Here is a 25,787-nt window from a genome sequence, read left to right as displayed (position 1 = left end):
GCAGAATAGTTAGCGCAGCAACCGCTTTCGCTTACAGTTCCTACTGATTTCGCAAAAAAAAAGCCCGACAGTCGCTGCCGGGCTATTTTTGCATCAGTTCCCGATCCTCAGCGCATGATTTTATCACCGCGAGACAGGCCGACCACACCGGAGCGAGCCACTTCTACGATCCGAGCGACATCGCGCAGCGAAGCCAGGAAAGCATCAAGCTTATCACTGGTTCCGGCGAGCTGAACGGTATAGATAGAAGGCGTCACATCGATAATCTGTCCGCGAAAGATTTCGGTGTTGCGTTTCACTTCTTCACGGCCATAGCCGCTGGCCTGAACCTTCACCAGCATGATTTCGCGTTCGACATGGGCCCCCTGCCCCAATTCGCTGACTCGCAGCACATCCACCAGCTTGTGCAGCTGCTTTTCAATCTGCTCGATCGCTTTTTCATCGCCCACGGTCTGGATGGTCATTCTGGAGAGCGTAGGGTCGTCCGTCGGCGCCACAGTCAGGCTTTCTATATTATAGCCGCGCTGGGAAAAGAGGCCGATAACGCGGGACAATGCGCCCGATTCGTTTTCCAGTAATACCGATAATATCCGGCGCATAATCAGGTCCTCTCCGTTTTGCTCAACCACATCTCATCCATGCCGCCGCCGCGGATCTGCATGGGGTACACATGCTCACTGCCGTCGACGGTGACATCGACAAACACCAGCCGGCGCTGACGCACCTGCTCCAGCGCTTCAGCAAGCTTTGACTCCAGCTCCTGCGGCTCGCTGATGCGGATCCCGACGTGACCATAGGCTTCCGCCAGACGCACAAAGTCCGGCAGCGATTCCATATAGGACTGGGAGTGGCGCCCGGAATAGAGCATATCCTGCCACTGCTTCACCATCCCGAGATAGCGGTTGTTGAGGTTAAGCACCAGAACCGGTAACTCATACTGCAGCGCAGTAGAGAGTTCCTGAATGTTCATCTGGATACTGCCGTCACCGGTCACGCAGACCACCATTTCGTCCGGCAGAGCCATTTTGACCCCCAGCGCAGCCGGTAGGCCAAAGCCCATGGTGCCGAGACCACCGGAGTTAATCCAGCGCCGTGGTTTGTCGAAGGGGTAATACAGGGCGGCGAACATCTGGTGCTGGCCCACATCGGAAGTGACGTAGGCATCGCCCTGGGTCAACCGCCAGATAGTTTCAATCACCGCCTGCGGTTTGATTTTATCGCTCCGGTCGTCGTAGCGCAGACAATGGCGGGCACGCCACTGCTCGATCTGTTGCCACCAGTCGCGAATGTCGTCCAGCGGCTGCTGCGTCTCTTCCTGGTCCAGTAGCTCCAGCATCTGCTCCAGTACCAGCCGGGCATCGCCGACGATCGGCACATCCGCCGGCACGGTTTTCGAGATCGAGGTCGGATCGATATCAATATGCAGCACCGTCGCGTTCGGACAGTACTTGGCCAGATTGTTGGTGGTCCGATCGTCAAAGCGGACGCCGACGGCGAAAATGACGTCCGAATGGTGCATGGTCATGTTGGCTTCATAGGTGCCGTGCATACCCAGCATCCCCAGCGCCTGCGGGTGCGTCGCCGGGAAAGCGCCAAGCCCCATCAGGGAGGAAGCAACCGGCAGCTTCAGCTTTTCCACCAGTTCACGCAGCTGGGGTTCGCAATGCGCATTGATCGCCCCGCCGCCGACGTAAACGACCGGCTTACTCGCCGCCACCAGGGTCTGCAGGGCGCGTTTAATCTGTCCCTTATGACCGCTGGTGGTCGGGTTATACGAACGCATACTCACCGCCTCCGGCCAGGCGTACGGCAGCTTTTTCGCCGGATTGAGAATATCTTTCGGTAGATCGACCACCACCGGTCCGGGGCGACCGCTGGCCGCCAGCCAGAAGGCTTTCTTCAGGACACCGGGAATATCTTCGGTCTGCTTCACCAGGAAACTGTGCTTCACCACCGGACGGGAAATCCCCACCATGTCGCACTCCTGGAAGGCATCGTAGCCGATCAGCGATGTCGCCACCTGCCCGGAGAGGATCACCAGCGGAATGGAATCCATATAGGCCGTCGCGATACCGGTGATGGCGTTCGTCGCCCCTGGTCCAGAGGTGACCAGCACGACGCCAACCTCGCCGGTCGCCCGCGCCAGGCCATCCGCCATATGCACTGCCGCCTGCTCGTGGCGAACCAGCACATGATCGATACCGCCAAGGGTATGTAACGCATCATAGATATCGAGGACTGCGCCTCCGGGATAGCCGAATACTTGCTTGACGCCCTGATCGACAAGCGATTGGACGACCATCTCGGCTCCTGACAACATCTCCATGGTTTGCCTCCAGGCTTATTGTTTTACGACAGCGGAACTCAATTTCCGCGCGCTCGCACGATGCGGAGGAGAGACCCTCCGCACTGAGGTGAATGGACTGCATGCCACTACCATAACTGCTCGCCAGCAGGCAGGCAATTCGCCGCAGGGAATGTGTTATCCCCGTAATAAGAAGAAAAGAAAGCGGAGAAGTGAAAATATGGTGGATTGCTTCAGAGATAAGAAAAGGGAATGGTAAATACTCGGAGAAAAGGCGTGATAGCAGGAATTGATCCATTTTTCACGAACCCAACGAATGCCTCGAACAGGTCAAACAGAACAAAATTCTGCATTATCGAATTTACATCATATAAAAAAAGGAGCCGAAGCTCCTTTTACCCTCGTTGCCATCGGCTCAGCGCTTGCAAATATCCACCAGCAGCTCTTCCATCCACTGATGGCCTTTATCGCGGCCAGCCGCTTCATGCCACGAGAGATAGCAGGTCCGGCTGTTAACCTTCAACGGCAAAGGTAATATTTGCAGGGCTAATTTATCGGCAAACTCATTGGCCAGCCAGCGCGGGGCAATCGCCACCATCTGAGTTTGCGATACCACGTTTAATACGCTGACCATCGCATTACCCTGATAGGCGATACGCGCCTGTTTATCGGCCGTGTCATACCACGGTAAACTGAATGAGGCATACCGATCGAGAGCCACCGTAGCATGCTCCTCACGATAAATATCCGCCTCCATCACCGGCCCGGAAATACGGGGATGGTTGCGACTGGCCACCAAAACCATTTCGTCTTTGAATAACGGGACGCAGGCAAACTCAGGGCGACGGAACTCTTCATAACCGATCACAAATTCCGTTTCCTGATAACGTAACTGATGTTCCGTATTTTGATTCAGCGCGGATTTAAAGACCAAATGAATATTGGGTGCGATCTCCGCAACTTTATTAAAAATAACCGACGTCAGGATGTTATCCAGCGGGCTGCAGACGCACAGATGGAAAACGCGCTCACTGCTTAGCGGTTCAAAACCGGAGCCCGGCAATTCGTTTTGGACCAGCTGCAGCGCCTGGCGCACAGAACCAAAAAGCTGATAGGCCCGCGCCGTCGGCTGAATACCGCGGCCATAGCGCACAAACAGCTCATCATTAAACATCACTTTCAGACGTGAAACCGCGTTACTCACCGCGGGTTGAGACATGCCGAGCGTATGGGCGGCACGGGTGATATTCTGCTCTTGCATAACCGCATCAAAAACGGTGAGCAGATTGAGATCAACCATCCGTAGTTGAGGTTTAACGACTTCCTGTCCGGGGGCTGATTTATATTCTGGAGTGTCAATTAACATATCTAATTCCGCCGTCACGATGAATTCCCTTTACTAAACCGCTATAATTAGCGTCGAAAATATCATTTATCATGCAAATGACATTTGCAAAATAGCAAAGGAGATTTTTAGGAATATATCAAGGCTATGAGTGGCAGTGAAAAAGCGGGACTACCAGGAAAATGAACCGCTCAAACCATACCGGTTACTTAATGATGATGAGTGTACCCATAATCCGTAAAAATAAAAACAACACCACTAGTTAACTGTAACTTAAGCAATAATAAAGTATTTTATTTTTAACCTCATAAAATTAACAACTGCTTATCATTGAAAAATAATCCGCTAATGAGCAAATACATTCATAAGGAAAATAAATATAATATTTTCATTCAGATAGCTTTTTTTGCCGCCTCGTTCACGGTTCATCGTGAGCGATGCGTTGAATGCAAAGCACTTTTTCAAATGAAACAAATGAGGACGCGCCTCCCTTTGTCCAAAATAGGATCTTCGGCAAAACAGGGCTTACATCAGCACAATTTGCTAATTCACATCGTGAGCCAATAACGCTTTTTCCGTGCCAGGGGTTGACTTTAAAACGGCTATCCAGTAACTCTAAAAGCATAACGATTTCATCTGGAGTTTGACGCAATGATTCGCACCGCTCGTATCACCAGCCTACTACTACTAAACGCATGCCATTTGCGCGGTAGGCTGTTGGGCGACGTTCAGCGTTAAGTCATCTTCCAGCAAGACTATAAAACCCGCGCCTTGGCGCGGGTTTTTTTATGCTCGTCAACAAGGCGCCAGGACACAGACTAAGGATCCAAACCATGAGCCAGCAAGTCATTATTTTCGATACGACCTTACGTGATGGCGAACAAGCGTTACAGGCAAGCCTGAGTGTCAAAGAGAAGCTGCAGATCGCTCTGGCCCTTGAGCGTATGGGGGTCGACGTAATGGAAGTCGGTTTCCCGGTCTCTTCCCCGGGCGATTTTGAATCGGTGCAAAGCATCGCACGCACCATCAAAAACAGCCGTGTTTGCGCTCTGGCGCGCTGCGTTGAGAAAGATATCGATGTGGCAGCAGAATCCTTAAAGGTGGCTGAAGCTTTCCGCATCCATACCTTTATTGCGACCTCGCCGATGCATATCGCCACCAAACTGCGCAGCACGCTGGATGAAGTGATTGAGCGCGCGATCTATATGGTGAAGCGGGCGCGCAACTACACTGACGATGTCGAATTCTCCTGTGAAGACGCCGGCCGCACGCCGATTGCCGATCTGGCTCGCGTCGTGGAAGCGGCGATCAACGCTGGCGCCACCACCATTAATATCCCGGACACCGTCGGCTACACCATGCCGTTCGAATACGCCAACATTATCAGCGGCCTGTATGATCGCGTGCCGAATATCGACAAAGCGATTATTTCCGTCCACACCCATGATGACCTGGGCATCGCCGTCGGTAACGCCCTCGCCGCGGTCCACGCCGGTGCGCGCCAGGTAGAAGGCGCGATGAACGGTATCGGCGAACGCGCTGGCAACTGTGCGCTGGAAGAAGTGATCATGGCGATCAAAGTACGCAAAGACATCATGAACGTGCACACCAACATTAATCATCATGAAATCTGGCGCACCAGCCAGACCGTCAGCCAGATCTGCAATATGCCGATCCCGGCCAACAAAGCCATCGTCGGCACCGGCGCCTTCGCCCACTCCTCCGGCATCCACCAGGACGGCGTACTGAAGAACCGCGAAAACTACGAAATCATGACTCCGGAATCCATCGGCCTGAACCAGGTACAGCTGAACCTGACTTCCCGCTCCGGTCGCGCGGCGGTGAAACACCGGATGGAAGAGATGGGTTACCAGGAGAGCGATTACAACCTGGATCATCTGTACGACGCGTTCCTGAAGCTGGCGGACAAAAAAGGCCAGGTCTTCGATTACGATCTGGAAGCGCTGGCGTTTATCAACAAGCAGCAGGAAGAGCCGGAGCATTTCCGCCTGGACTACTTCAGCGTCCAGTCTGGCTCCAGCGATATCGCCACCGCTTCAATCAAGCTGGTCTGCGGGGATGAAATCAAAACCGAAGCCGCTAATGGCAACGGTCCGGTCGACGCCATCTACCAGGCTATTAACCGCGTGACAAACTACAACATTGATTTAGTGAAGTATGGCTTAAGTGCGAAAGGCCACGGCAAAGACGCCCTGGGCCAGGTGGATATCGTCGTTGACTACAACGGCCGCCGTTTCCACGGGGTTGGCCTGGCCACAGATATCGTTGAGTCGTCAGCAAAAGCCATGGTTCACGTGCTGAACAACATCTGGCGCGCCGCCGAAGTCGAAAAAGAATTGCAACGCAAAGCTCAGAATAAAGAGAACAATAAGGAAACCGTGTAATGTCGAAGAATTACCATATTGCCGTTTTGCCGGGTGATGGCATTGGCCCGGAAGTGATGAACCAGGCGATGAAAGTACTGGAAGCCGTGCGCCAACGTTTTGCCATGCACATTACCACCAGCCAGTATGACGTCGGTGGGGCGGCTATTGACCGTCAGGGGACTCCCCTGCCGCAGGCGACCGTCGCCGGATGCGAACAGGCGGATGCGATCCTGTTCGGCTCCGTCGGTGGTCCGAAATGGGAACACCTGCCGCCCGCCGAGCAGCCAGAGCGCGGTGCGCTGCTGCCGCTGCGTAAGCACTTCAAACTGTTCAGCAATCTGCGTCCGGCCAAACTGTACCAGGGGCTGGAGGAGTTCTGCCCGCTGCGCGCCGACATCGCTGCCAACGGCTTCGACATTCTCTGCGTTCGCGAACTGACCGGCGGCATCTACTTCGGCCAGCCAAAAGGCCGCGAAGGCAGCGGTCAGCATGAGAAAGCCTTTGATACCGAGGTGTATCACCGCTTTGAAATCGAACGTATCGCGCGCATCGCTTTTGAATCCGCTCGTAAGCGTCGTCACAAAGTGACCTCCATCGATAAGGCCAACGTCCTGCAGTCGTCCATTCTGTGGCGCGAAATCGTCACCGAGATCGGCAAGGAGTATCCGGACGTTGAGCTGGCGCATATGTATATCGATAACGCCACCATGCAACTGATTAAAGATCCGTCCCAGTTCGACGTGCTGCTGTGCTCCAACCTGTTTGGCGACATCCTCTCCGACGAGTGCGCGATGATCACCGGCTCTATGGGCATGTTGCCGTCCGCCAGCCTCAACGAGCAAGGTTTTGGCCTGTATGAACCAGCGGGCGGCTCGGCGCCGGACATCGCGGGCAAAAATATCGCTAACCCGATCGCGCAGATCCTCTCTCTGGCCCTGCTGCTGCGCTACAGCCTCGACGCTGACGAAGCGGCGACCGCCATTGAAAGCGCCATCAACCGTGCTTTAGAGGAAGGGGTTCGTACCGGCGACCTGGCGCGCGGAACGGCGGCGGTCAGTACTGATGAAATGGGCGATATCATTGCCCGCTATGTCGCAGAAGGGGTGTAATCATGGCGAAGACGTTATACGAAAAATTATTTGATGCGCACGTAGTGTATGAGGCGCAGAACGAAACCCCGCTGCTGTACATCGACCGCCATCTGGTGCACGAAGTGACCTCCCCGCAGGCGTTTGACGGCCTGCGCGCGCATGGCCGCCAGGTGCGCCAGCCGGGTAAAACCTTCGCGACCATGGATCACAACGTCTCGACGCAGACCAAAGATATCAACGCGTCCGGCGAGATGGCCCGTATCCAGATGCAGGAGCTGATTAAGAACTGTAAAGAGTTTGGCGTTGAGCTGTATGACTTAAATCACCCATACCAGGGTATCGTCCACGTCATGGGCCCGGAGCAGGGCGTCACCCTGCCGGGGATGACCATTGTTTGCGGTGACTCCCATACCGCCACCCACGGCGCGTTCGGGGCGCTGGCGTTCGGTATCGGCACCTCCGAAGTGGAGCATGTGCTGGCGACCCAGACCCTGAAACAGGGCCGCGCGAAGACCATGAAAATCGACGTGCAAGGCAAAGCGGCGCCGGGTATTACCGCTAAAGATATCGTGCTGGCCATCATTGGTAAAACCGGTAGCGCCGGCGGCACCGGCCATGTGGTTGAGTTCTGCGGCGAAGCGATCCGCGATCTGAGCATGGAAGGGCGTATGACCCTGTGCAACATGGCGATCGAGATGGGCGCCAAAGCGGGCCTGGTCGCGCCGGACGAAACCACCTTCAATTACGTACGCGGCCGTCTGCATGCGCCGAAAGGCAAAGATTTTGACGATGCCGTCGCGTACTGGAAAACCCTGAAAACCGACGATGGCGCGACGTTTGATACCGTGGTGACGCTGCAGGCGGCGGAGATTGCCCCGCAGGTGACCTGGGGCACCAACCCGGGCCAGGTGATCTCAGTGACGGATAATATCCCCGATCCGGCGTCATTCAGCGATCCAGTGGAACGCGCCAGCGCCGAAAAAGCGCTGGCCTACATGGGCCTGAAATCCGGGATCCCGCTGACGGATGTGGCTATCGATAAAGTGTTTATCGGCTCCTGCACCAACTCGCGAATCGAAGATTTACGCGCCGCGGCGGAAATCGCTAAAGGACGTAAAGTGGCGCCGGGTGTCCAGGCGCTGGTGGTGCCGGGTTCCGGTCCGGTGAAAGCGCAGGCGGAAGCGGAAGGCCTGGATAAGATCTTCATCGAAGCCGGCTTTGAGTGGCGCTTACCGGGTTGCTCGATGTGTCTGGCAATGAACAATGACCGCCTGAATCCGGGCGAGCGCTGTGCCTCCACCAGCAACCGTAATTTTGAAGGCCGTCAGGGCCGCGGCGGACGCACGCACCTGGTGAGCCCGGCAATGGCCGCAGCGGCAGCTGTTACCGGTCATTTCGCCGATATCCGTAATCTGAAGTAAGGAGACCATCATGGCAGAGAAATTTACCCAACATACCGGCCTGGTGGTTCCGCTGGATGCTGCAAACGTCGATACCGACGCGATTATTCCCAAGCAGTTTTTGCAGAAAGTGACTCGCACCGGCTTCGGCGCCCACCTGTTTAACGACTGGCGCTTTCTCGACGATAAAGGCCAGCAGCCGAACCCGGATTTTGTGCTGAATTTCCCGCAATACAAAGGGGCGTCAATCCTGCTGGCACGTGAAAACTTCGGCTGCGGCTCCTCGCGCGAGCACGCGCCGTGGGCGTTGACCGATTACGGCTTTAAGGTCGTGATTGCGCCAAGCTTTGCCGATATCTTTTACGGCAACAGCTTCAATAACCAGCTGCTGCCGGTGACCCTGAGCGACGAGCAGGTCGATGAGCTGTTCAAGCTGGTGCAGGCCAACCCGGGCATGACGTTTGAAGTGGATCTGGAAGCGCAGGTAGTTAAAGCTGGGGATAAAACCTACAGCTTTAAGATCGACGACTTCCGCCGCCACTGTATGCTCAACGGCCTGGATAGCATCGGCCTGACGCTGCAGCACGGAGAGGCGATTTCCGACTATGAACGCAAGCTGCCGGCGTTTATGAATTAACCTTCGGGCCCGGTCATTTGACCGGGCTTTTTAATTTTATCGCGGCGGAAATTGCGATCTCACGCACAAAAAACAATATTGATTCGCTGATTGTCAGGCCTTGACCCCACCCTGCCCCACACCATAAAGAAGAATCATTCCGCTTTCCTTCTCTTCCTCTTCGTTGTTTATGTATTATCCCTTCACTGCAAGTAAAAATAAGGCACGAGTGTTTAATATAAAAATATAAGAATGTGAAAGAAGCGTTAATCTCATAGAGAACCCCTATAGCTCAGAACAAAAAAAAACATTATTTTTCGATTTTTCCCCTCGCTATCTTTGCCCACAGAGAAATATTAACTAAGGACACGCCCGGGCCCCCGCATATCGGCCTCCCGGCCTCCTGTGGAGAGAAGAGATGAGCCACTATCCGCACCTTTTCAGTCCGTTGACCATCAACGGCATGACGCTAAAAAACCGCATTATCATGCCCCCTATGGGCACCAATATGGCCACGCTCAACGGCGAGGTGTCGCAGGAACAGCTGGAATACTATGAACTGCGGGCCAAAGGCGGCACCGGACTTATCACCATCGAAAACATCTGTATTGATTTTCCCTTTGCTTCCAACGGCACCACGCAGTTACGCATCGATAACGATCAATATATTCCGCGACTGTTTAAATTAACCGAGACCCTGCATAAACATGGCGCCTGCGTATCCATTCAGTTAAATCATGCCGGCGCTTCGGCGTACGCCTACCGCCTTGACGGTCAGACGCCACTCTCTTCCTCCACGACGCCCTCGAAAAAGCACGGAAATATTCCACGCCCAATGACGCATGAGGAAATTTATCATGCCGTTGAAAAGTTTGGTGATGCCGCGGAGCGCGTTCGTCGTGCGGGTTTTGACAGCGTCGAAATTCATGCCGGTCATTCCTATTTAATTAGCCAGTTTTTATCGCCGTTATTTAACAAACGCACCGATGAATTTGGCGGCAGCGTCGAAAATCGCACCCGGATATTAAGTCTGATTATCGATAAAGTGCGCGCCTGCGTGGGGCCGCGTTTTCCGGTCAGCCTGCGCATCAGCGCCGACGACTTCCTCAAGGGGGGCAATACCCTCGAAGATTCCCTGCGCATCCTTGAACTCTGCCAGGATAAGGTCGATATCATCAACGTCTCTGCGGCGCAGAATGACAACCTGAATCTGCAAATCGACCAGATGTCGCTGGAGGATGGCTGGAAGCGCTACCTCTCCCGCGCGGTGCGCGATAAATTCCATAAGCCCACGGTCATCGCCGGCAATATTCGCTCACCACAGGTGGCCGAGGATATTCTCGCCAGCGGCGATGCCGACCTTATTGCCATTGGCCGCGGCCTGATTGCCGAGCCGGAGTGGGTGCAGAAGGTGCAAGGCGGTAAAGAGCGCCTGATGCGCAAATGCATCTCCTGCAATATCGGTTGCGCTGACCATCGTATCGCCCGCTCGCGCCCGCTGCGCTGTTCGATTAACCCGGACATCATCCACGGCGATGCCTACAAAATGCGCCGCGTCAGTCGCGAAACGAACGTAGTAGTCATCGGCGCCGGCACCGCCGGGATGGAAGCCGCCTGCACGGCGGCGGAAGTCGGTTGCCATACCTGGCTGCTGGAGGCGAAAAACCACGTTGGCGGCCTCGCCAGCGATATCTCTCGTCTGCCGGAGAAAAAACGCATCGCTGATTTCCCGCAGTTTATGAAAAATCGCATCGCCTCGCTGGACAACCTGATGCTGCAGGTCGGCAAACGTGCCGACGTGGCCTCAGTTTCCGCCCTGCATCCGCATCTGATTGTCAACGCCACCGGCTCAACGCCGCTGCTGCCGCCCATTGAAGGCTTGCGGGAAAACATTGATACCGCGGACGGCAAAGTCTTTTCCATTACCGGCATGATCGACAACCTGGCGAAATTTACCAATATCGAGGGTAAACGCATCGCCGTCGTCGGCGCTGGCGCCGTTGGCCTCGACGTTATCGAATACTTTACGGCGCGCGGCGCGCAGGCGGTATTAATCGAAATGCAGGACGCCGCCGGTCGCGATCTCGACATCATTACCAAAAATGCCATGTTGACCATGCTCGACGAGCACCAGGTCGAACAGCACATGAATACCCAACTGATGGCAGTCGCTGCCGACCATTTCCGGGTGAAAAATACACAGCAAACCTTCGATATCCCCTTTGACTACGGCTTTGTCTGCCTGGGGATGCGCGCCAACCGGACGGGTCTCGACGAGATCGAGCGCTGGGCCAATGCCAATAACGTCAAAATCATGAATATCGGCGACAGCCTGATGGCGCGGCGCATTATCGACGGCATCCGCGAAGGCCGCAACGTGCTGGATACCCTGGAAGACATGGGTGCGCTGGGCAGTCGCGAAGCACAACGAATTCCCTTTCTAACTTATTGAGGATTTTTGTCATGGCAGAACGTATTACTGGACACACTGAGCTGATTGGCCTGATCGCCACCCCGATTCGCCACAGCATGTCACCCACCATGCATAACGAGGCTTTCGCCCATCTCGGGCTGGACTATGTTTATCTGGCTTTTGAAGTCGGTAATCAGGAGCTGAAGGACGTTGTGCAGGGCTTTCGGGCAATGAAGCTGCGCGGCTTTAATGTCTCTATGCCGAACAAAACCGAAATTTGCCAGTATCTCGATAAGCTGTCGCCGGCGGCGCAGCTGGTCGGGGCGGTCAACACCGTGGTCAACGACGATGGCGTACTGACCGGGCATATCACCGACGGCACCGGCTATATGCGCGCCCTTAGCGAAGCGGGTATCGATATCATCGGCAAGAAGATGACCGTCCTCGGCGCCGGCGGCGCGGCGACCGCGCTCTGCGTCCAGGCGGCTCTGGATGGCGTGAAGGCGATCTCCATCTTTAACCGCCGCGATAAATTCTTCGCCAACGCCGAAGAAACGGTAGCTAAGATCCGCAACAACACCAACTGCGAGATCCATCTGTTCGATCTCGACGATCATGACAAGCTGCGCGCCGAAATCGACAGCAGCGTGATCCTGACCAATGCCACCGGCGTTGGCATGAAGCCGTTCGAAGGCCAAATGTTGCTGCCGAACGACAGCTTCCTGCGCCCGGATCTGATCGTCTCTGACGTCGTCTACAACCCGCGTAAAACCCACCTGCTGGAAGTGGCGGAGAAAAAAGGCTGCCGCACCCTGAACGGTCTGGGGATGATGCTGTGGCAAGGCGCGCGCGCGTTCGAAATCTGGACGGGTAAACAGATGCCGGTTGATTACATCAAGAGCATTCTGTTCTAAGAGGCGAATGATGAAAAATAAATACATCCCTACTGCGGCAGGGCTGTATCTCAACTACCTGATTCACGGCATGGGGGTGCTCTTAATCACCCTCAACATGGCCCATCTTCAGGAACAGTGGGGAACAGACGCTGCTGGCGTATCCATCGTTATCTCCTCGTTAGGTATCGGCAAGCTGGCGACCATTGTGACCGGCTTTTTGTCGGATCGCTTTGGCCGTAAGCCTTTTATTTATCTGGGGATCCTCAGCTATCTGATCTTCTTCGTCGGCATCCTGCTGACTAAAAATATCTATCTGGCCTACGTCTTCGGCATTATGGCGGGCCTGGCGAATAGCTTCCTCGACTCCGGAACCTATCCGGCGCTAATGGAGTCTTTCCCGCACTCCGCCAGCCGGGCCAACGTGCTGATCAAAGCCTTCGTTTCCGCCGGACAGTTCCTGCTGCCATTCATTATCAGCTTCCTGATCTGGGCGAATCTGTGGTTCGGCTGGTCGTTCGTCATTGCGGCGGGACTGTTTGTCCTGAGCGGCATCTACCTGCTCAAAATGCCATTCCCGGATAGCCAGTCGGCGAAAAAAGAGGAGGCCCCTACGGCGCAGGCGGAAGCAACTGCCCGGCCGCAGGCTAATAAGCTGGATATGGTGATCTTCACCCTGTACGGCTACATTGGCATGGCAACCTTCTATCTGGTCAGCCAGTGGCTGGCGCAGTACGGTCAATTCGTGGTCGGTCTGCCCTACGCCTCGGCGATTAAACTGCTTAGCATCTATACCGTCGGTTCGCTGGTCTGCGTCTTCGTGACCGCCGCCTTCGTCAAAGAGGTGTTCAGCTCGGCCATCGCCATGATCATCTATACTGGCCTGTCGATGATTTCGCTGCTGCTGGTGTGCCTGTTCCCGACGCCGATGATGGTCACCGGCTTCGCCTTTATCATCGGCTTTGCCGCCGCCGGCGGGGTACTGCAGTTGGGAGCAACAATCATGGCGATGAGTTTCCCGGACGGAAAAGGTAAAGCAACCGGGATCTTCTACACCGCCGGCAGTATCGCCAGCTTCACGATCCCCCTGATCACCGCAAAGCTTTCGCAGATCAGTATTGCCAGCATTATGTGGTTTGATTTTGCAATCGCCGTGATCGGCTTTGTGATCGCCCTGTACATCGGCTATCGTCAACTGCAGGCTCGGGCGGCGCAAAAAGTGTCCCGCACCGCAGTCACCGCCTGAGGTTCAACGCGAACAATAATGGATACCTACATGACAAATGCAGTAACCGTAAAGAACATCACCTTTCAGGAAGGGGAAACCCTCATTTGTGTACCGCTGATCGGCAAAACCCTCGATGAGATACTGGGTAACGCCCATGGTCTGGTCGATGCCGGCGCCGATATTATCGAATGGCGCGTTGACCACTTTACCCAGGTCAGAGACATGACCCAGGTGATGGCCGCGCTGGCGGAAATCCGTGGCGCGCTGAAAGCGCTCCCGCTGCTGTTCACCTTCCGCAGCAAGAAAGAAGGTGGCGAAACCGAGATCAGCGACGAAGCGTACTTCGCGCTCAATCGCGAAGCCGCGCGCAGCGGACTGGTTGATGTTATCGATATCGAGCTATTCAATGATGAAGCGCAGATCCGCGCGCTGGTTAACGATGCGCATGCCGCGGGCGTCAAGGTGATCATGAGTAACCATGATTTCCACAAGACTCCCGCTCAGGAAGATATTATCTATCGCCTGCGCCGCATGCAGGATCTGGGCGCCGACCTGCCGAAGATCGCGGTGATGCCGCAGTCGCCGCAGGACGTTCTGACCTTGCTTGCCGCTACGCTGACCATGAAAGAAAAATATGCCACTCGCCCGCTGATTACCATGTCGATGGGCAAATCCGGTGGCGTTAGCCGGGTGACCGGGCGCTTATTCGGCTCGGCGATGACCTTCGGTACCGTAGGACAGGCTTCTGCGCCAGGACAGATCGCCATCGCCAAACTACGTGAAGTGATGGATATTCTCTCCTGATGCCCGAATGGCCCGGAGGCGATCTCCGGGCCATCCGCTAACAGAGATTCTGGCTGTCGTGGATAACCACATTTTTAAATGACTGTAGCGCCGGGGAAAGTAACCGATCTTTCATTGTCGCCAGATAGATATAGCGTGGGGGGATGGTGTTTTTAATCTTCAGGATGTGAACGTTGTAATAGGAGAGCGCGGAGATCCGCGGCATAATCGCGATCCCATAGTCAATACTGACCAACCCGGCCATCGCGGTATCCTCATCCACGTAGCAGGCGATCTCCGGCACCAGCTTTTGCTGCATAAACACATTATCGATAAACGGACGTAAACCGCTATTCTCTGAAAAATAGATATAGGGATAATGAATCGTCTCTACCAGATCGACCTCATGTTCATACAGGCGGGCCAACGGATGATCCTTCGCCGTGACCACCACCAGCTCCTGCTGAATAACAGGAATAAAATCGATATCCGGCTCATCCGCAATATAAGAGCAAATCGCCAGATCGACTTTGCCAGCTTTCAGCTCCTGCAATAGGGTCAGCGATGTCCCCTGAGTAAAAGAAAAAGTAACGTTGTGACATTCAGGTGAAAGAGAATATTGATTAATTAACTGCGGAACAACATATTCGCCCATCGTGTAAATAAAGGCGATGCGAATATTCTCTTTATTCTCGGCGCCATTTTTTTGTAATGTCATCCGGCCATTCTCCAGCGAGGCCAGCGCATCTTCGACATACGGCAAAAAACGCTTGCCGTTTTGCGTAATTTTAACGTTCCGTCCCTGTCTGGCGAACAGCGCGACCCCTAACTCCTTCTCCAGCTCCGATATCGCATGGCTTAGCGAGGGCTGGGTGATGCACAGACTGGAGGCGGCTTCGGTGTAATGTTCGGTTTCAGACAGACGTTTAAAATAATAAAGTTGCTTTAGGTTCATTATTTTTGCCCGTATAATATAAGAATAAATGCACTGACGCTAATATACCATGCAAGCCACCAATAATGTGCAGGAGCGGGTAAATATCGGCGTTACATCAAATATTCTTTTGTGAAGCGTATGAATGTGCAACAAAGCGTTGCCATTCATAGATACTATCTATAGTTCCTGGAGATGTTTTTGCATGTGCGAATATATGCAAAAATATTTTAAACTTTAAAGGAACTCGCTATGAGTATGTCAAACTCTCAGGAAGTCCTCACTTCCTCATCGGGGACGAAAAAAAGAAGCCGCGTTCGGATAGTTATTTTACTGCTGTTGTCCGTCGGAACGATGATCAATTATCTCGATCGCACCATCCTGGGTATTGTCGCCCCACAATTAACCCAGGAAATTCATATCGATCCAGCGATGATGGGCATCATTTTCTCCGCCTTTGCCTGGACCTATGCGCTGGCGCAGATCCCTGGCGGGGTATTTTTAGACCGTTTTGGTAACAAGCTCACCTATGCCCTGTCTATTTTCTTCTGGTCGCTGTTTACTCTGCTGCAAAGTTTTACCCTCGGGCTGAAAACCCTGCTCCTCCTGCGCCTGGGGCTTGGCGTCAGCGAAGCGCCCTGCTTTCCGGCCAACAGCCGCATCGTCAGCACCTGGTTTCCCCAGCATGAGCGCGCGCGGGCGACGGCAACATATACAGTTGGCGAATATATAGGGCTGGCCGCTTTCTCGCCGCTGTTATTTTTAATCCTCGAACACCATGGCTGGAGAACGCTGTTTTTTCTCACCGGCGGATTAGGTATTTTATTTACGTTGGTGTGGTGGCGTTTTTATCACGAACCGCATGAATCACGCACGGCTAATAAAGCAGAGTTGGATTACATCGGCGCAAACAACATTAACAATAAAATCCAGAACGTTCCATTTAACTGGCGTGACGCCAGGCGTCTGCTGGGCTGTCGTCAGATCGTAGGCGCCAGTCTGGGCCAGTTCGCCGGGAACACCACGCTGGTGTTTTTCCTGACGTGGTTTCCCAGCTATCTTGCCAACGAGCGCCATCTTCCCTGGCTTCACGTCGGATTTTTCGCCACCTGGCCCTTCCTTGCCGCCGCGATCGGCATCCTCTTCGGCGGCTGGATCTCGGACCGGTTGCTGAAGCGAACCGGCTCCGTCAACATCAGTCGAAAGTTACCAATAATTTCCGGTTTACTACTGTCCAGCTGTATTATTGCGGCGAACTGGGTAAGCGCTAACAGCACCGTTATCATTATTATGTCGGTGGCATTTTTTGGCCAGGGGATGGTCGGTCTGGGCTGGACCTTAATTTCTGATATTGCCCCGGAAAATATGGCAGGCCTCACCGGCGGCATATTTAACTTTTGCGCCAATATGGCATCTATTATTGCGCCACTGATAATTGGCGTGATTATCTCCGCAACGGGTAATTTCTTTTACGCGCTGATCTATGTCGGCCTGACGGCGCTGATCGGCGTGATTGCCTACATTTTTATCATCGGCGATATCAAGCGTATCGTCCTGGAGTAGTCAGCTTGCCCCGGCGACGCGGCTCGCCGGGGCAAGGCAGATTGTCAGATATCCTTCACCCTGCTGGTCAAAAACAGTGTCACCAGCGAAATCGCGGCGATTGTCCAGTAGACGCTGGCGTGGCCATAACTTTGCGACAGCGCCCCCTGCATCACGCCGGCGAGGATCACGCCGGTGGAAATACTGTTGGTGAACAGGGTGGTCGCCGCCCCCGCCCGGCCCGGCATTAAATCCTGGAACCACAGCATACCGATCCCGGCGATAATACCGATAAAGACCGCATTAAATAGCTGCAGGGCCAGCAGCGCCGTACGGCCATGAAACAGAATCAACCCGGCATAAAACAGCACACCGGCCGCGACCGCCGCCACCATCATTTTACGTTTACCAAAGCGCTTCACGTAGTAGCCGGCGAGGATCATCGCCGGTATTTCCAGTCCGGCGGCGGTGCCCATCAGGATCCCGGCAAGGCTGTCGGGAAGACCGAGATCGTTACTGATCCACAGCGGCATATCAATGATATACATCGTGTTGCAGGTCCACATCAGCGTGGAGGCGATAAACAGCATGCGCACGTTCTTATCCTGCCAGCCGCCGGCCTGCACCAGCGCCGCCGCCTCTTCCGAAGGCTGTTCCACCCGCGGGACCGAGGGCAGTTTAATGGCAATCAGCGCCAGGCTAATGACAAAGATGCCCGCCGCAATGGAAAACATGGTGGTAAAGCCATAATTGAGGGCCAGCATAAAGGCCAGAGGCGGGCCAATCACCCACGCCAGCGACAGCTGGGCGCGCATGATCGAGCTGAACATCACCACTTCCCGCGCCGAGCTGTCGGCATACTCCCGGGCCAGGGCGAAGAGCTGCGGCATGGCGGCATTGGCGATGGACGCCAGCATCACCCCGCAGGTAATTAACGTCAGGTAGTGACGGTTGAAGGCAAACAGCAGCGCATTGCCCACCGCCATCAGGCAGCAGAGCATAATTAACCGCCGCCGATCGCCGCGGCTATCAGAGCGCTTAGCCAACGCCAGACTCACCAGGATCCCGGCAATGGCATTTACCGTGTAGAACAGGCCCACCCAGAACGGCTGCGCCCCTACTTCGCGGCTGAGAAACAAACTCAACGTCGGCGCCTGCAACGCGCCCGCCACGCCCATCATAAAAGCAACCAGCATAAAGGCGGCATACACGCCGTTTAGCCGTCGTCCCATCGTCATCAACCACAGCATGGAATGTCCTTAACACACGCGAAGTAAACGAAAAAAGCCAGCAGAGGATTTCTGCTGGCGGGTGATTCTATACTCTATGGGTTTCATGTTGCAGGACAAAACGGTTAACCGTTTTGCACAGCGCTTGTGCTGGCCCTGAAAGGGTGAGCGTGGCCAGAACGTCAGGCCCTGAGCGCATCGACAGCGAAACGAGCGGTCGCGGCCAACGCCCCTGCAGCGTGAAAAACGACGAGTATAACACCAATACTCAGTCACACATGATGTCTGCAAGTCAATGATCAGAGGCCTTTGACGTCACTCCCCACTGCATCAGTTCTCCCAGGATTTCCTGTTGTCGTCCTGCCATCAGGCGGGCCAGCCAGGACGCATCCTGCGTCGCAGAAAAATAGCGCTGGTAGAACGATTTTGCGGTAGACCTCATCATATTCACCTCCTCGCTTCATCGGGATTCATTATTGGCTTAATATGGGGAGTAATAAATTGCTGAGTTTTGCGCAGGAGTTCCCCTTTTATGTCTTCCAGCCGTCTGCAACAACAGTTCATCCGCTTATGGCAGTGCTGCGACGGCAAGTCGCAGGAGACCACCCTCAACGAGCTGGCGGAAATGCTGAGCTGCTCGCGTCGCCATATGCGCACCCTGCTCAATATGATGGAGTCCCGCGGCTGGCTGGCCTGGGAGGCGGAGGCAGGCCGCGGCAAGCGTTCGCGGCTAACCTTTCTCTATACCGGCCTCGCCCTGCAGCAGCAGCGTGCCGAAGATCTCCTCGAGCAGGATCGCATCGATCAGCTGGTGCAGCTGGTCGGCGATAAGGCCGCCGTCCGCCAGATGCTGATCTCTCATCTTGGCCGCAGCTTTCGCCAGGGACGCCATATCCTGCGCGTGCTCTACTATCGTCCGATGAAGAATTTACTGCCCGGCAGTGCGCTGCGGCGTTCGGAAACGCATATTGCCCGGCAAATTTTCAGCGCCCTGACGCGGGTAAATGAGGAAAATGGGGAACTGGAAGCCGATATTGCCCACCACTGGCAGCAACTGACCCCCACCCACTGGCGCTTTTTCCTCCGTCCCGGCATCCATTTTCACCACGGCCGTGAGCTGGAGATGGCGGATGTGATCGCCTCTCTGCAGCGCAGCAATGCCCTGCCGCTCTATTCACATATCGAACGCATCGAATCGCCCACCGCCTGGACCCTGGATATTCATCTGCGCCAGCCCGACCGCTGGCTGCCCTGGCTGCTGGGTCAGGTGCCGGCGATGGTGCTGCCGCAGGAGTGGCAGACCATGAACCACTTTTCCTCCATGCCGGTCGGCACCGGCCCTTATGCCGTGGTGCGTAACAATCAGAACCAGCTCAAGATCCATGCCTTTGAAGACTATTTTGGCTACCGGGCGCTGATCGATGAGGTGAACGTCTGGGTGCTGCCGGAAATTAGTGAAGAGCCCAATGGCGGCCTGACGCTGCAGGGCAATACCGAAAGCGAAAAAGCGGTGGAGAGTCGCCTGGAAGAGGGCTGCTATTACCTGCTGTTCGACTCGCGAAGCCCGCTGGGGGCCAACGACGCGGTGCGTCGCTGGTTAAGCTATCTGTTTCAGCCCGCCAACCTGCTCTACCATGCGGGCGAACACTACCAGGGCAACTGGTTTCCCGCCTACGGCCTGCTGCCGCGCTGGCATCACGCCAGCAACCACGCCTGCGAGAAGCCGGCGGGGCTGGAGACCGTCACCCTCACCTATTACCGCGATCACGTCGAACATCGGGTGATCGGCGGGATTATGCGCGACCTGCTGGCAGCGCATCAGGTAAAACTGGAGATCCAGGAGCTGGAGTATGATGCCTGGCATCGCGGCGAGGTGGTCAGCGATATCTGGCTTAACAGCGTTAACTTCACCTTACCGATCGAATTCTCACTCTTCGCCTATCTGTACGAAGTCCCGCTCATTCAGCGCTGCATCCCCATTGACTGGCAGGCAGACGCCTGCCGCTGGCGCGCGGGAGAGTTTAATCCGGCCACCTGGAGCCAGCGGCTGCTGGCCGGGCAACATATCGTGCCGCTGATCCACCACTGGCTGATGATTCAGGGGCAGCGCAGTATGCGCGGCGTACGGATGAACACCCTCGGCTGGTTCGACTTTAAATCCGCGTGGTTTGCGCCGCCGGAGCCGTAAGCGCTTTCCGTCATCTGACAAAATCATTACACTAAGGCCGTTCTCAACGGGGTGCTAATAAACATACGCAATATCATTCAAGTTGCATCACGGCAGCAAGCGGGTGAATCCCCTGGAGCATAGATAACTATGTGACAGGGGTGAACGCGCGAAGCTAACGCAGATGCGGCTTGAAGGATGAAGCGTATGGGCTGAGAAAATACCCGTCGAACCTGATCCGGATAACGCCGGCGAAGGGATTTGAGGCTCACTCAAAATCCTTTGCCACCCCTTTTTTCTGAGGTGCAAAGTGTTGAAAAAATTACTCCCGCTGCTGGCGCTGGTCGCCATGCCCGCTCTGGCTAAGCCTGTCCTCACCGTCTATACCTATGACTCCTTCTCTGCCGACTGGGGCCCCGGCCCGGCGGTCAAAAAAGCCTTTGAAGCGGACTGCGGCTGCGAACTGAAGTTCGTCGCCCTGGAAGATGGCGTTTCGCTACTGAATCGCCTGCGCATGGAAGGCAAGAACAGCAAGGCCGACATCGTGCTTGGCCTGGATAACAACCTGCTGGAAGCCGCGGCGCAGAGTAAACTGTTCGCCAAAAGCCACGTACCTGCCAGCGCGGTCAGCGTGCCAGGCGGATGGGATAATGACACCTTTGTCCCCTACGATTACGGCTATTTCGCCTTCGTCTATGACAAAAATAAACTGGCTAACCCGCCGAAAAGCCTGAAAGAGCTGGTTGAGAGCCCGCAGAAATGGCGCGTCATCTACGAAGATCCCCGCACCAGCACCCCGGGGCTGGGCCTGCTGCTGTGGATGCAAAAGGTCTATGGCGATAAAGCGCCCGAGGCCTGGCAGAAACTGGCGGCGAAAACGGTCACCGTCACCAAGGGCTGGAGTGAAGCCTACGGTCTGTTCCTGAAAGGGGAAAGCGACCTGGTCTTAAGCTACACCACCTCGCCGGCTTACCACATTATTGAAGAGAAGAAAGACAACTATGCGGCGGCGAGCTTCGCCGAAGGCCATTATCTGCAGGTCGAAGTTGCCGCGCGTACCGCCGCCAGCAAGCAGCCGGAACTGGCGGAGAAGTTCCTCAAATTTATGGTCTCGCCTGGCTTCCAGAACGCCATCCCCACCGGGAACTGGATGTATCCGGTGACTCAGGTCGCGCTGCCGGCCGGGTTTGATACCCTGGTGAAGCCGCAGACCACCCTGGCGTTTACCCCGCAGCAGGTCGCCAGCGAGCGTCAGACCTGGATTAGCGCATGGCAACGCGCCGTCAGCCGCTAAACCTTCGCGGGCTATTGCCGGGCCTTTTTGCCGCTACCCTGCTCTGCGCCGTCGCGCTGGCGGCGTTTCTGGCGCTGTGGTTTAGCGCCCCCGGCGCGGGCTGGCAATCAGTCTTCAGCGATAGCTACCTGTGGCACGTGGTGCGCTTCTCCTTCTGGCAGGCGTCGCTGTCAGCGCTGTTCTCGGTGGGGCCGGCGATCTTTCTCGCCCGCGCCCTTTACCGGCGTCGCTTCCCGGGCCGCACACTGCTGCTGCGCCTGTGCGCGATGACCCTGATCCTGCCGGTGCTGGTGGCGGTGTTTGGCATCCTCAGCGTCTATGGCCGCCAGGGCTGGCTGGCCTCGCTGTTTCACGCGCTCGGCTGGCAGTGGGATTTCTCGCCCTACGGTCTGCAGGGCATCCTGCTGGCGCACGTCTTTTTCAATATGCCGATGGCCACCCGCCTGCTGCTGCAGGCGCTGGAGAGTATCCCTGGTGAACAGCGGCAAATTGCCGCCCAGCTTGGCATGCGCGGCTATGCCTTCTTCCGCCTCGTCGAATGGCCGTGGATGCGCCGGCACATTCCCGCCGTCGCTGCGCTGATTTTTATGCTCTGCTTCGCCAGCTTCGCCACCGTGCTGTCGCTGGGCGGCGGCCCGAAGGCCACCACGATTGAGCTGGCTATCTACCAGGCGCTGAGCTTTGACTACGATCCGGCGCGCGCGGCAATGCTGGCGCTGATCCAGATGCTTTGCTGCCTCGCGCTGGTACTGCTCAGCCAGCGTCTGAGTAAAGCGGTGGCTATCGGCGTCAGCCATGTCCGCGGCTGGCGCGACCCTGACGATCGTCTGCACAGCCGCCTGAGCGACGGACTCTTGATCGGCGCCGCCCTGCTGCTGCTGCTCCCACCGCTGCTGGCGGTCATCGTCGACGGGATCAACCGCAACATGCTGAACGTGCTGGCGCAGCCGGCGCTCTGGCAGGCATTGAGTACCTCTCTGCGCATCGCCATCGCCGCCGGGCTGTTGAGCGTAACCCTGACGATGATGCTGCTGTGGAGCAGCCGGGAGCTGCGCGCCCGCCAGCGGCCGCTGGCCGGGCAGGCGATGGAGCTGAGCGGCATGTTAATCCTTGCCATGCCGGGGATTGTGCTGGCCACTGGCTTTTTTCTGCTGCTCAGTAACAGCGTCGGACTGCCGGAGTCCGCCGACGGCATCGTCATCTTCACCAATGCCCTGATGGCGATCCCCTACGCGCTTAAAGTGCTGGAAAACCCGATGCGCGACGTGACCGCTCGCTACAGTATGCTGTGCCAGTCGTTGGGGATTGAAGGCTTCACGCGGCTGCGGGTGGTTGAGCTTCGCGCCCTCCGGCGCCCGCTGGCCCAGGCGTTAGCCTTCGCCTGCGTGCTGTCGATTGGTGACTTCGGCGTGGTGGCCCTGTTCGGCAACGAGGCGTTCCGCACCCTGCCTTTCTATCTGTACCAGCAGATAGGCGCCTACCGCAGCCAGGACGGCGCCGTCACCGCCCTGCTCCTGCTGCTGCTCTGTTTCTTATTATTTACGCTGATTGAAAAACTTCCGGGGCGTGATGCTAAAACTCAATGATGTGACCTGGCTGTACCAGCATCTGCCGATGCGTTTTACCCTCGACGTCGCGCGCGGCGAGCGCATCGCGGTGCTCGGCCCCAGCGGCGCCGGAAAGAGCACCCTGCTGAATCTGATCGCCGGTTTTCTACCGCCCGCCAGCGGCAGCCTGCGGATCAATGGCGAGGTGCATAACGCGACGCCGCCGGCGCAGCGTCCGGTCTCGATGCTGTTCCAGGAGAATAACCTGTTTAACCATCTCACGGTTCGGCAGAATATCAGCCTCGGGATCCACCCGGGCCTGAAACTGAGCCGCGAGCAGCAGGCGCAGGTGGCGGCGATGGCCGGACAGATGGGAATTGATGCGCTGCTGGAACGCCTGCCGGGCGAGCTTTCCGGCGGTCAGCGGCAGCGCGCGGCGCTGGCCCGCTGTCTGGTGCGCCAGCAGCCGGTGCTGTTACTGGATGAACCCTTCTCAGCGCTTGACCCGGCGCTGCGTCAGGAGATGCTGTCCCTGGTCGCCGATGTCTGCGAGCAGCAGCAGCTCACTCTGCTGATGGTCTCCCACAGCGTGGAAGATGCCGCACGCATCGCGCCGCGCTCGATAGTGGTCGCCGAAGGGCGGATTGTCTGGGATGGCGCCACCGCCGAGCTGTTAAGCGGCAACAGCAGCGCCTCGCATCTGATGGGCATCAGCGCGCAATAACCTTGTGCAGGATCGCCAGATAGACCGGCATCAGCGGATGGCGGCAGACCAGAGTCAGCGCCGTCGCGGCGACCACCACCATCAGCGGTGACAGCCACAGTAGTCGGCCGCGCGGCAGCCAGCGGGTCAGGCGATCGCCTGAGGTTTTCGCGCTCCGCCACAGCCGCCAGCACAGCCACCCTGCCAGCCAGGCCAGCAGCGCCGCCCCCAACAGCAGCCATTTAAAGCTGGCGCTGTTTTCATCGGCCGGAATATCAATCGCCGCCCCGGCGAGAATGCCGGGCAGGAAATAGAGCGGCGGCCAGAGCAGGCAGCCGATAATATTCGGTAGCACAAACTTCGCCACCGGCAGATCGAGCATCCCGGCGACCATCGGCACCAGCGGTCGCGTCGGCCCAACAAAGCGGCCGATCAGAATGGTGATCATGCTGTGCTGATGCAACGCATGCTCGGTCTTCTCCAACAGGGCACGGTTTTTCTTCATAAACGACCAGCGGTGCAGCGGCTTTTTAAAGCGCCAGCCGAGCCAGAATGAGATCCAGTCGCCCAGCAGACAGCCGACAATCCCCGCCAGCCACGCCTGCCAGAAGTTAACCTCACCGCTGCCGATAAGCGCCCCAAGGCCGGCCATCATCACCGTTCCGGGTAAGATAAGCCCCACCAGCGCCAGCGACTCGAGAAAGGCCACCAGCATCACGGCTAACAACGAGTAGACCGTGGATTGGGTGATAAAGTGTTCCAGCAATGCTTGCATAATGTACCCGGTTAAAAAACGAAGCCCGGATTCTCCGGAGCCATCGCGCCCTCGTCAAGCCACCAATTGTCTTAATAGTTTACTGGCTGTGATATTTAAGCGGGTCATCATTTCACTTTCTTTACTTTTTATTCACATCCTGCACGGAATTCGCTCGGGCTGGCGCCGGTGCATTTTTTAAATACGCGCGAAAAATAGAGCTGATCTTCAAAGCCAACGTTGCGCCCGACGGTGGCGATCGGCATCCGTGTCGTGCTCAGCAGCAGTTTGGCCTGGCTGATGCGCTGATCTTCCCGCCAGCCGAGCACGCTGATCCCCAACTGCTGGCGGAACAGGTGCGACAGACGCGAGGGCGACAGGCAGACGTGCTGGGCGACGCTGGCAATATCAAAATGGCTGTCCGCCAGATGGTCGCTGATGTACTGGCAGGCGTCGCGCACCCGGTTATCCAGCGGCGGATGCAGCGATTCGTTGATCGCCTCCATGCGCCGCAGCAGCAGCTGTTCCAGCAGATTTATCGCCAGCAGTTCGGAATAGCGCCCCGCCCCCTGCCCGGCATCGACGATCTGGCCGAACAGTTCGCCAAAGCGCGCCTGCCACTGTTCATCCGGACGGAAAAAGCCGGTCTGGGCGAAGATCGTCGGCCAGTTGAGCCACTCGTGCCAGTAGGCGCGTGGCCGGAAGTAGACCCACTGGTGATACCACTCGCTGGCGTCGGGATGGCGGCCGTAGTGATGGATTTCCCCTGGCGGGAACAGCAGCATATCACCCGGCCGGCAGACGAACTGCTCGCCGTGGTTGTTGATAACACCCTCGCCGCGGATCGTCAGGTTGAGAATATAGCCTTTCATGCCCAGCGGGCGGTCGATAAAGAAATCCAGGTATCCCTGCGCCTCAATCGGCGTGAGGCCGGTGACCAGATGAGCGTTAAAAGAGTAGCCCGGCAGCAGCGGATCGTTTTGCGTTTCGGCCATACGCGTGGTTCTCCCCGAAGGTATTAGTGACACCAATTGTCCATATTCATCATTTTATCGCTCTCGGCCCTGTCGCGACTGCGACGGCGGTGGGAATTTCGCTAAAAAGCCGCACGGTAAGCGAAAAAGCGCCAGCAGCGTGCATTCCACCGTGATATACC

22 protein-coding genes and 1 riboswitch are annotated in these 25,787 nt (G+C 56.3%); of the genes, 14 read left to right on the top strand and 8 right to left on the bottom strand.

Translation table 11 applies throughout. From position 1 onward, the window contains the following. Positions 1 to 107 precede the first annotated feature (107 nt). The 3 genes from ilvN to leuO all read right to left on the bottom strand — a co-directional run bounded on the left by ilvN (position 108) and on the right by leuO (position 3,689). Positions 108 to 599 (bottom strand): acetolactate synthase small subunit, encoded by a 492-nt coding sequence (ilvN, locus tag N438_RS16990; RefSeq protein ID WP_002888536.1) that lies wholly within the window; start codon positions 597 to 599, stop codon positions 108 to 110. 2 nt (positions 600 to 601) lie between these two features. Beyond that, on the bottom strand, positions 602 to 2,326 hold the full coding sequence (ilvI, locus tag N438_RS16985) for an acetolactate synthase 3 large subunit (RefSeq protein ID WP_023297065.1): 1,725 nt from the start codon (positions 2,324 to 2,326) through the stop codon (positions 602 to 604). 394 nt (positions 2,327 to 2,720) lie between these two features. Further along, a complete protein-coding gene (gene leuO, locus N438_RS16975; RefSeq protein ID WP_072121929.1) occupies positions 2,721 to 3,689 on the bottom strand; it encodes a transcriptional regulator LeuO in 969 nt (322 codons plus the stop codon). 612 nt (positions 3,690 to 4,301) lie between these two features. On the opposite strand from leuO, the gene leuL reads away from it, so the two are divergent. From leuL to aroD, 9 genes are all read left to right on the top strand, one after another. Then, complete coding sequence (gene leuL / locus N438_RS16965; protein ID WP_004222662.1) at positions 4,302 to 4,388, top strand: leu operon leader peptide; 87 nt, start codon at positions 4,302 to 4,304, stop codon at positions 4,386 to 4,388. 95 nt (positions 4,389 to 4,483) lie between these two features. After that, on the top strand, positions 4,484 to 6,055 hold the full coding sequence (leuA, locus tag N438_RS16960) for a 2-isopropylmalate synthase (RefSeq protein WP_008807443.1): 1,572 nt from the start codon (positions 4,484 to 4,486) through the stop codon (positions 6,053 to 6,055). Next, positions 6,055 to 7,146, top strand: a complete 1,092-nt coding sequence (gene leuB, locus N438_RS16955; protein WP_008807444.1) for a 3-isopropylmalate dehydrogenase — start codon at positions 6,055 to 6,057, stop codon at positions 7,144 to 7,146. Before leuA ends, leuB begins: the two co-directional genes overlap by 1 nt. 2 nt (positions 7,147 to 7,148) lie before the next feature. Next, complete coding sequence (gene leuC, locus N438_RS16950; protein WP_008807445.1) at positions 7,149 to 8,549, top strand: 3-isopropylmalate dehydratase large subunit; 1,401 nt, start codon at positions 7,149 to 7,151, stop codon at positions 8,547 to 8,549. A 10-nt stretch (positions 8,550 to 8,559) separates the two neighbouring features. Beyond that, positions 8,560 to 9,165 carry a 3-isopropylmalate dehydratase small subunit gene (gene leuD, locus N438_RS16945; RefSeq protein ID WP_008807446.1) on the top strand — a complete coding sequence of 202 codons (606 nt, stop codon included), beginning with the start codon at positions 8,560 to 8,562 and terminating at the stop codon, positions 9,163 to 9,165. Between the two features lie 397 nt (positions 9,166 to 9,562). Continuing rightward, positions 9,563 to 11,596, top strand: coding sequence for an FAD-dependent oxidoreductase (locus N438_RS16940; protein WP_008807447.1), 2,034 nt, complete (start codon positions 9,563 to 9,565; stop codon positions 11,594 to 11,596). Between the two features lie 11 nt (positions 11,597 to 11,607). Next, on the top strand, positions 11,608 to 12,471 hold the full coding sequence (locus tag N438_RS16935) for a shikimate dehydrogenase (protein WP_008807448.1): 864 nt from the start codon (positions 11,608 to 11,610) through the stop codon (positions 12,469 to 12,471). A gap of 10 nt (positions 12,472 to 12,481) precedes the next feature. Next, positions 12,482 to 13,696: an MFS transporter gene (locus tag N438_RS16930; protein WP_038422109.1), complete on the top strand. Its 1,215-nt coding sequence runs from the start codon at positions 12,482 to 12,484 to the stop codon at positions 13,694 to 13,696. Positions 13,697 to 13,726: 30 nt separating this feature from the next. Continuing rightward, on the top strand, positions 13,727 to 14,482 hold the full coding sequence (aroD, locus tag N438_RS16925; protein ID WP_038422108.1) for a type I 3-dehydroquinate dehydratase: 756 nt from the start codon (positions 13,727 to 13,729) through the stop codon (positions 14,480 to 14,482). A gap of 37 nt (positions 14,483 to 14,519) precedes the next feature. Here aroD and N438_RS16920 read toward each other — a convergent pair whose 3' ends face one another. Beyond that, a complete protein-coding gene (locus N438_RS16920) occupies positions 14,520 to 15,416 on the bottom strand; it encodes a LysR family transcriptional regulator (protein WP_012542863.1) in 897 nt (298 codons plus the stop codon). A 231-nt stretch (positions 15,417 to 15,647) separates the two neighbouring features. Here N438_RS16920 and N438_RS16915 point away from each other — a divergent pair, with 231 nt between their 5' ends. Further along, positions 15,648 to 16,958, top strand: a complete 1,311-nt coding sequence (locus N438_RS16915; RefSeq protein ID WP_012542864.1) for an MFS transporter — start codon at positions 15,648 to 15,650, stop codon at positions 16,956 to 16,958. 44 nt (positions 16,959 to 17,002) lie between these two features. Here N438_RS16915 and N438_RS16910 read toward each other — a convergent pair whose 3' ends face one another. Both N438_RS16910 and sgrT read right to left on the bottom strand, forming a co-directional pair. Next, positions 17,003 to 18,187, bottom strand: a complete 1,185-nt coding sequence (locus N438_RS16910) for a sugar efflux transporter (RefSeq protein WP_008807453.1) — start codon at positions 18,185 to 18,187, stop codon at positions 17,003 to 17,005. Positions 18,188 to 18,458: 271 nt separating this feature from the next. Beyond that, positions 18,459 to 18,611 carry a glucose uptake inhibitor SgrT gene (sgrT, locus tag N438_RS16900; protein ID WP_012542866.1) on the bottom strand — a complete coding sequence of 51 codons (153 nt, stop codon included), beginning with the start codon at positions 18,609 to 18,611 and terminating at the stop codon, positions 18,459 to 18,461. Between the two features lie 87 nt (positions 18,612 to 18,698). Between sgrT and sgrR the strand changes: the two genes are divergently transcribed. From sgrR to thiQ, 4 genes are all read left to right on the top strand, one after another. Beyond that, positions 18,699 to 20,354 carry an HTH-type transcriptional regulator SgrR gene (sgrR, locus tag N438_RS16895; RefSeq protein ID WP_008807454.1) on the top strand — a complete coding sequence of 552 codons (1,656 nt, stop codon included), beginning with the start codon at positions 18,699 to 18,701 and terminating at the stop codon, positions 20,352 to 20,354. A gap of 37 nt (positions 20,355 to 20,391) precedes the next feature. Further along, positions 20,392 to 20,611: riboswitch (TPP riboswitch) on the top strand. Positions 20,612 to 20,643: 32 nt separating this feature from the next. Further along, positions 20,644 to 21,627: a thiamine ABC transporter substrate binding subunit gene (gene thiB / locus N438_RS16890; RefSeq protein WP_016160289.1), complete on the top strand. Its 984-nt coding sequence runs from the start codon at positions 20,644 to 20,646 to the stop codon at positions 21,625 to 21,627. Beyond that, a complete protein-coding gene (thiP, locus tag N438_RS16885; RefSeq protein ID WP_008807456.1) occupies positions 21,603 to 23,213 on the top strand; it encodes a thiamine/thiamine pyrophosphate ABC transporter permease ThiP in 1,611 nt (536 codons plus the stop codon). The genes thiB and thiP overlap by 25 nt, the downstream gene beginning before the upstream one ends. Then, positions 23,197 to 23,898, top strand: coding sequence for a thiamine ABC transporter ATP-binding protein ThiQ (thiQ, locus tag N438_RS16880; protein WP_012542868.1), 702 nt, complete (start codon positions 23,197 to 23,199; stop codon positions 23,896 to 23,898). The genes thiP and thiQ overlap by 17 nt, the downstream gene beginning before the upstream one ends. Here thiQ and N438_RS16875 read toward each other — a convergent pair. Both N438_RS16875 and araC read right to left on the bottom strand, forming a co-directional pair. Beyond that, complete coding sequence (locus tag N438_RS16875) at positions 23,885 to 24,652, bottom strand: DedA family protein (protein WP_008807458.1); 768 nt, start codon at positions 24,650 to 24,652, stop codon at positions 23,885 to 23,887. The two genes, thiQ and N438_RS16875, sit on opposite strands and share 14 nt — an antisense overlap. Positions 24,653 to 24,780: 128 nt before the next feature. Continuing rightward, on the bottom strand, positions 24,781 to 25,626 hold the full coding sequence (gene araC, locus N438_RS16870) for an arabinose operon transcriptional regulator AraC (protein ID WP_004204301.1): 846 nt from the start codon (positions 25,624 to 25,626) through the stop codon (positions 24,781 to 24,783). Positions 25,627 to 25,787: the final 161 nt, after the last annotated feature.

Origin of the sequence: Klebsiella sp. GL120222-02, assembly GCF_003097195.1 — a bacterium.
Classification (GTDB): domain Bacteria; phylum Pseudomonadota; class Gammaproteobacteria; order Enterobacterales; family Enterobacteriaceae; genus Klebsiella; species Klebsiella variicola.
Note: the sequence above shows the minus strand (reverse complement) of the source record. Positions and strands in the feature narration are given on the sequence as shown.

Coding starts and splice junctions, on each gene's coding strand:
- N438_RS16910 (WP_008807453.1), bottom strand. CDS start 18,187: ATGCTGTGGTTGATGACGATGGGACGACGGCTAAACGGCGTGTATGCC.
- N438_RS16930 (WP_038422109.1), top strand. CDS start 12,482: ATGAAAAATAAATACATCCCTACTGCGGCAGGGCTGTATCTCAACTAC.
- ilvI (WP_023297065.1), bottom strand. CDS start 2,326: ATGGAGATGTTGTCAGGAGCCGAGATGGTCGTCCAATCGCTTGTCGAT.
- N438_RS16935 (WP_008807448.1), top strand. CDS start 11,608: ATGGCAGAACGTATTACTGGACACACTGAGCTGATTGGCCTGATCGCC.
- leuL (WP_004222662.1), top strand. CDS start 4,302: ATGATTCGCACCGCTCGTATCACCAGCCTACTACTACTAAACGCATGC.
- N438_RS16875 (WP_008807458.1), bottom strand. CDS start 24,652: ATGCAAGCATTGCTGGAACACTTTATCACCCAATCCACGGTCTACTCG.
- leuC (WP_008807445.1), top strand. CDS start 7,149: ATGGCGAAGACGTTATACGAAAAATTATTTGATGCGCACGTAGTGTAT.
- araC (WP_004204301.1), bottom strand. CDS start 25,626: ATGGCCGAAACGCAAAACGATCCGCTGCTGCCGGGCTACTCTTTTAAC.
- sgrT (WP_012542866.1), bottom strand. CDS start 18,611: ATGATGAGGTCTACCGCAAAATCGTTCTACCAGCGCTATTTTTCTGCG.
- aroD (WP_038422108.1), top strand. CDS start 13,727: ATGACAAATGCAGTAACCGTAAAGAACATCACCTTTCAGGAAGGGGAA.
- leuA (WP_008807443.1), top strand. CDS start 4,484: ATGAGCCAGCAAGTCATTATTTTCGATACGACCTTACGTGATGGCGAA.
- thiQ (WP_012542868.1), top strand. CDS start 23,197: ATGCTAAAACTCAATGATGTGACCTGGCTGTACCAGCATCTGCCGATG.
- sgrR (WP_008807454.1), top strand. CDS start 18,699: ATGTCTTCCAGCCGTCTGCAACAACAGTTCATCCGCTTATGGCAGTGC.
- N438_RS16920 (WP_012542863.1), bottom strand. CDS start 15,416: ATGAACCTAAAGCAACTTTATTATTTTAAACGTCTGTCTGAAACCGAA.
- leuD (WP_008807446.1), top strand. CDS start 8,560: ATGGCAGAGAAATTTACCCAACATACCGGCCTGGTGGTTCCGCTGGAT.
- leuB (WP_008807444.1), top strand. CDS start 6,055: ATGTCGAAGAATTACCATATTGCCGTTTTGCCGGGTGATGGCATTGGC.
- N438_RS16915 (WP_012542864.1), top strand. CDS start 15,648: ATGAGTATGTCAAACTCTCAGGAAGTCCTCACTTCCTCATCGGGGACG.
- ilvN (WP_002888536.1), bottom strand. CDS start 599: ATGCGCCGGATATTATCGGTATTACTGGAAAACGAATCGGGCGCATTG.
- thiP (WP_008807456.1), top strand. CDS start 21,603: ATGGCAACGCGCCGTCAGCCGCTAAACCTTCGCGGGCTATTGCCGGGC.
- N438_RS16940 (WP_008807447.1), top strand. CDS start 9,563: ATGAGCCACTATCCGCACCTTTTCAGTCCGTTGACCATCAACGGCATG.